Below are 4,394 nucleotides of genomic sequence, written 5' to 3'. Positions count from 1 at the left end.
GCAAGGGGCACGCCGCATCCGTAAGGCGGCAAAGCCGCCAACGGCTGCGCAGTGAGCGCCGCTACAGACGCAATTGGGGTGTACGTTTCTTCGACAGCCTGTACGGGACGGCAGTGCCTTCCCGAGATTGCCACGTCGGCTGCGCCTCCTCGCAATGACAAATCCGGAAGCCCTGCGCCTCTGAATTTGTGCCGCTTGATTTGCGGTCGCCCATGGCGCTCAATGAGCGCCGCTGCAAATATGGTATTCCGGCATGCAAAGGGCGCGCTGCGATCTGCAGCGCGCCCGGATAACCATATCTTACACGAGGCGGGAACCGGCGGGGACCTTATCGTCGAGCATGACAAGGTTCAGCTTGTCGCCGCGCTCGGCGGACAGCAGCATGCCGCAGGACTCCTGCCCCATCATCTTGCGCGGGGGCAGGTTCGTCACGGCGACGAGCGTCTTGCCGAGCAGCTCCTCGGGCTGATAATACTTGGCGATGCCGGAGAGAATCTGGCGCGGCGTGCCGGTGCCGTCGTCCAGCGTAAACTTCAGGAGCTTTTCGGACTTTTTGACCTTCTCGCACGTCAGAACCTTGACGACGGTCATCTCGACCTTGCAGAAATCGTCGAAGCTGACGGGCGGCAGCGGCTCGGGCAGCGGGTCGGTGGCAGGAGCCTGCGCCGCGACGTGCAGGGCCTCCAGCTCGGCAAGCTCCTTCTGCGCGTCGATGCGCGGGAACAGCGGCGCGCCGACGGTCACGGCTGCCTCACGCGGCAGCAGGCCAAACTTGCACAGGCTGTCCCAGTCCGCGTTCTCCGAAGCGCCGATGCGGCGCAGGATCTCTGCGCTCGTGTCCGGCATGAACGGCTGCAGCAGGCCGCCGCAGATGCGGATGGTCTCGAGCAGGTTGTACATGACGCAGGCCAGACGCGGCAGGTTGCTCTCGTCGCGGGCGAGGATCCAGGGCGCGGTCTCGTCGATATACTTGTTGGCGCGGGAAATGACGGCGAAAACTTCGCTCAGCGCGTTCTGGAAGGCAAACTGCTCCATCTGCGCGGCATAGCGCTCATGCAGGGAACCGGCCAGCTCCACAAGGGCGGCGTCCTGCGCGTCGTCTGCGCGCTGCTCCGCCGGGAGCCTGCCGCCGAAGTACTTCTGCACCATGGCCGTCGTGCGCGAGACGAGGTTGCCCAGGTCGTTGGCGAGGTCGGTGTTGATGCAGGAGATGAGCAGCTCGTTGGAGAAGTTGCCGTCCGAGCCGAACGGGAACGTGCGCAGCAGGAAAAAGCGCAGCGCGTCCGTGCTGTAACGCTCGGCCAGTAGATACGGGTCGACGACGTTGCCCTTGGACTTCGACATCTTGCCGCCGTCCAGCAGCAGCCAGCCGTGTCCGAAGACCTTCTTCGGCAGGGGCATGCCCATGCTCATGAGCATGGCGGGCCAGACGATGGAGTGGAAGCGGACGATCTCCTTGCCGACAAAGTGGACGTCGGCAGGCCAGTAGCGGTCATAGTCATGGTGAGCGTCGTTCTCAAAGCCGAGGGCCGTCGTGTAGTTGAACAGGGCGTCGACCCACACATAGACGACGTGGCCCGGATCGAAGTCCACGGGGATGCCCCAGGTGAAGCTCGTGCGGGAGACGCACAGATCCTCCAGACCGGGATCAATGAAGTTGCGCACCATCTCGTTGACGCGGGAGCGCGGCTGGAGATAGTCCGTGTTCATCAGCAGATCGCGCACGGGCTGGGCATATTTCGAGAGACGGAAGAAATAGGCCTCCTCCTCGGCGGGCTGGACCTCGCGGCCGCAGTCGGGGCACTTGCCGTCCTTCAGCTGGCTCTCCGTCCAGAACGACTCGCACGGCGTGCAGTACATGCCGGTGTATTTGCCCTTGTAGATATCGCCGTTCTCGTACATCTTCTTAAAAATGCGCTGGATGGCCTTGACGTGGTATTCGTCCGTGGTGCGGATGAAGCGGTCATAGGAGATGTTCATCAGCTTCCACAGATCGAGCACGCCGCGCTCACCCTCGACGATCTGGTCGACGAACTGCTTCGGTGTGATGCCGACCTCCTTGGCGCGGTTCTCGATCTTCTGGCCGTGCTCGTCCGTGCCGGTCAGGAACATCACGTCATAGCCGCGCAGGCGCTTGTAGCGCGCCATGGCATCCGTGGCTACGGTGCAGTAGGTGTGGCCGATGTGGAGCTTATCCGAGGGATAATAGATCGGCGTGGTGATGTAAAACTTTTCTTTTTTTTCTTTGCAGCAATCGCACATGGGAAAAGCCCTTCTTTCCTTAGTTTCCGTATCTGTCCATTATATCCGATATCCGGGAAAATACAAGCCAAAACGCGGAGAACGGCCTTATTTTTTGCGCAGCTTGAAAATGAGCCACAGCAGAACGGCGCCCGTCAGCGCTCCGGCGGCATCGAGCCACACGTCGCTCAGCGCACAGTTGCGCCCCGGCGTGAAGGCCTGGATGGTCTCGTCGGTCATGGCCGTGAGCACGGCGAACAGCATCGGCTTGGCCAGCGTAAAATTCCGTGCGCCGTGGAACGTGCCCGTCAGCAGGATGCCGAGCACGGCAAATTCCAGAAAATGCGCCGCCTTGCGCAGCACGCCGTGTGTGATCCACGGCAGAATCATCTGCACCACGGCAAGCACGCCACCGCTTTCCGCATTGCTGGCCGCGGCCGGCATGGCGGAGTGCAGGAAGATCCCTGCCGTCCAAAAAAGCGTCAGGATCAGGTAGATCCGGAACGAACGTTTTTTCATGCGTGATCTCCTCCCTGCGCCGGGAGCACGGCGGGCTTCCAGCGCGGCTTTGGGGGAGCGAGCCGCAGCGCGCGGAAAAAGTCTCGCAGCAGCTGCGCACATTCCTCCTCCAGAACGCCGCCCTCGCAGGCGGGGCGGTGGTTATACGGCAGGGCGAACAGGTCGGTCACGCTGCCGCACGAGCCTGCCTTCGGGTCCGGCGCGCCGAACACGACGCGGGGGATGCGGGCGTTGATGATGGCTCCGGCGCACATGGGGCACGGCTCAAGCGTGACATAGAGCGTGCAGCGCCACAGCCGCCAGCCGCCGAGCGTGCGGCAGGCCTCGGCAATGGCCTCCAGCTCCGCGTGGGCCAGCGCGCTTTTGCCGGTCTCGCGGCGGTTGCGGCCGCGCCCGACGATGTGCTCGCCGTCCGTGACGATGCAGCCGACGGGCACCTCGCCCTCGTCTGCCGCCTCACGCGCCAGCGACAGCGCCTCATGCATGGCCTCCGTGTCTGTCATCCGCTCGCCCTCCTCCGGCATGGTAATGCCATAATCATACCCGATTCCGGCCGGTTCGTCAAGCCGTGTGCCAAAATTGGGATTTTCTGGAAAAAGTTTTGTCGAAATTTGTCTTGTTAGGGAATTAACGATTGACACGGAACGAACAAAATGATATGCTGTCGCCAGAGAAATGGAAATAACTGGAAATTACGGGAACGAATTGCATTTGCGGCGGAAGCGATGGAAGGAGGTGAGACCGGAATGAAGCAGGGACAGACGCTGTGCTGGTGCGTCTGGTGCGGAACGGAGCTGGTGGCCGGGGGCTATTGCTATTGCCTGGACATCGGCTGTCTGTGCCCGGCGTGCCTGCCGGAATACGCCAGAGTCGTGTTCCGCTCCTGTCTGGTTGCGGTGGGATGAGACTGGCGGAGCTATCAGCCGGGTATCGCGAGGCGGCGGGGCTGCTGGACATTCAGATCAGCCGTCTGCGCCGCCTGCGGCGCGGTACGGCCGATGCGCAGACGCGCGCGGTGCTGGCCAACCGCCTGCGCAAGCTGTGCGAGGCCAGACGGCAGTGCCGGGAGCTTGCGCTCCTGTGCGAACACTATTATGAAAGGGGATTCTATCGTTATGCATCCGATTCTTTCCAAGGCCTCGCTCCGTGAGCCGGATACGGAGCGCCTGAACACCATGCTGCGTGTGGCGCTGACGCCGCTGCAGTATGAAACGGTCGTGGCGGTCTACCTGCACGGCCACCCGCAGAAGGAGGTCGCCATCGACCGGGGCGTCAGCCCGGCAAGCGTGTGCCAGCTGCTGCAGCGGGCCGAGCGCCGCGTGGGACGGTATCTGGGGTACTTATAATTATTAAGTGAATCATGAATACTAAAAAATGAATAGGGAATAATTTTGTGAAATTAACAAACAAACGTGCGCTGTAGGGGAGCGGCGTGCCGCTCCCTGCGCTGTACTGCCGACTTGTACCGGCTGTCGATAAAAACGTAAAAACCGATTGCATCTGTAGCGGCGGTCAGTGACCGCCATGCAGGCTGGTAAGTGATAGGTTGGCATCGTCGACCGCACAATGCTCTCAAATTTGCATCATCGGCAAGCCGAATGTCGGCAAGTCCAGCCTGCTCAACCGCATTCTCG

The 4,394-nt window shown here is 61.7% G+C and carries 6 protein-coding genes and 1 pseudogene; 4 read left to right on the top strand and 3 right to left on the bottom strand.

Annotation, left to right across the window (positions count from 1 at the left end; translation table 11 throughout):
• Positions 1-300 precede the first annotated feature (300 nt).
• The 3 genes and pseudogenes from metG to WMO66_RS00620 all read right to left on the bottom strand — a co-directional run.
• A pseudogene (metG, locus tag WMO66_RS00630) lies at positions 301-2,265 on the bottom strand (methionine--tRNA ligase); the annotation flags it as partial.
• Positions 2,266-2,349: 84 nt separating this feature from the next.
• Positions 2,350-2,760: a VanZ family protein gene (locus tag WMO66_RS00625; RefSeq protein WP_349134472.1), complete on the bottom strand. Its 411-nt coding sequence runs from the start codon at positions 2,758-2,760 to the stop codon at positions 2,350-2,352.
• Entirely contained in the window at positions 2,757-3,263 is a 507-nt protein-coding gene (locus WMO66_RS00620) for a nucleoside deaminase (protein ID WP_349134471.1), read from the bottom strand. The genes WMO66_RS00625 and WMO66_RS00620 overlap by 4 nt, the downstream gene beginning before the upstream one ends.
• Before the next feature lie 243 nt (positions 3,264-3,506).
• Here WMO66_RS00620 and WMO66_RS00615 point away from each other — a divergent pair, with 243 nt between their 5' ends.
• The 4 genes from WMO66_RS00615 to WMO66_RS14450 all read left to right on the top strand — a co-directional run.
• Positions 3,507-3,665 carry a hypothetical protein gene (locus WMO66_RS00615; RefSeq protein WP_349134470.1) on the top strand — a complete coding sequence of 53 codons (159 nt, stop codon included), beginning with the start codon at positions 3,507-3,509 and terminating at the stop codon, positions 3,663-3,665.
• Positions 3,662-3,910, top strand: coding sequence for a hypothetical protein (locus tag WMO66_RS00610; RefSeq protein ID WP_349134469.1), 249 nt, complete (start codon positions 3,662-3,664; stop codon positions 3,908-3,910). Before WMO66_RS00615 ends, WMO66_RS00610 begins: the two co-directional genes overlap by 4 nt.
• Positions 3,876-4,106, top strand: a complete 231-nt coding sequence (locus WMO66_RS00605) for a sigma factor-like helix-turn-helix DNA-binding protein (protein WP_349134468.1) — start codon at positions 3,876-3,878, stop codon at positions 4,104-4,106. The genes WMO66_RS00610 and WMO66_RS00605 overlap by 35 nt, the downstream gene beginning before the upstream one ends.
• A 200-nt stretch (positions 4,107-4,306) precedes the next feature.
• Positions 4,307-4,394, top strand: an 88-nt coding sequence (locus WMO66_RS14450) for a GTPase (RefSeq protein ID WP_353963935.1), incomplete at its 3' end; no start/stop codon positions are given.

Origin of the sequence: Faecousia intestinalis, from assembly GCF_040096185.1 — a bacterium.
Taxonomy (GTDB): domain Bacteria; phylum Bacillota; class Clostridia; order Oscillospirales; family Oscillospiraceae; genus JAZOXB01.
This window is presented reverse-complemented; position numbering and strand designations above follow the sequence as displayed.

Coding starts and splice junctions, on each gene's coding strand:
- WMO66_RS00625 (WP_349134472.1), bottom strand. CDS start 2,760: ATGAAAAAACGTTCGTTCCGGATCTACCTGATCCTGACGCTTTTTTGG.
- WMO66_RS00620 (WP_349134471.1), bottom strand. CDS start 3,263: ATGACAGACACGGAGGCCATGCATGAGGCGCTGTCGCTGGCGCGTGAG.
- WMO66_RS00615 (WP_349134470.1), top strand. CDS start 3,507: ATGAAGCAGGGACAGACGCTGTGCTGGTGCGTCTGGTGCGGAACGGAG.
- WMO66_RS00610 (WP_349134469.1), top strand. CDS start 3,662: ATGAGACTGGCGGAGCTATCAGCCGGGTATCGCGAGGCGGCGGGGCTG.
- WMO66_RS00605 (WP_349134468.1), top strand. CDS start 3,876: ATGCATCCGATTCTTTCCAAGGCCTCGCTCCGTGAGCCGGATACGGAG.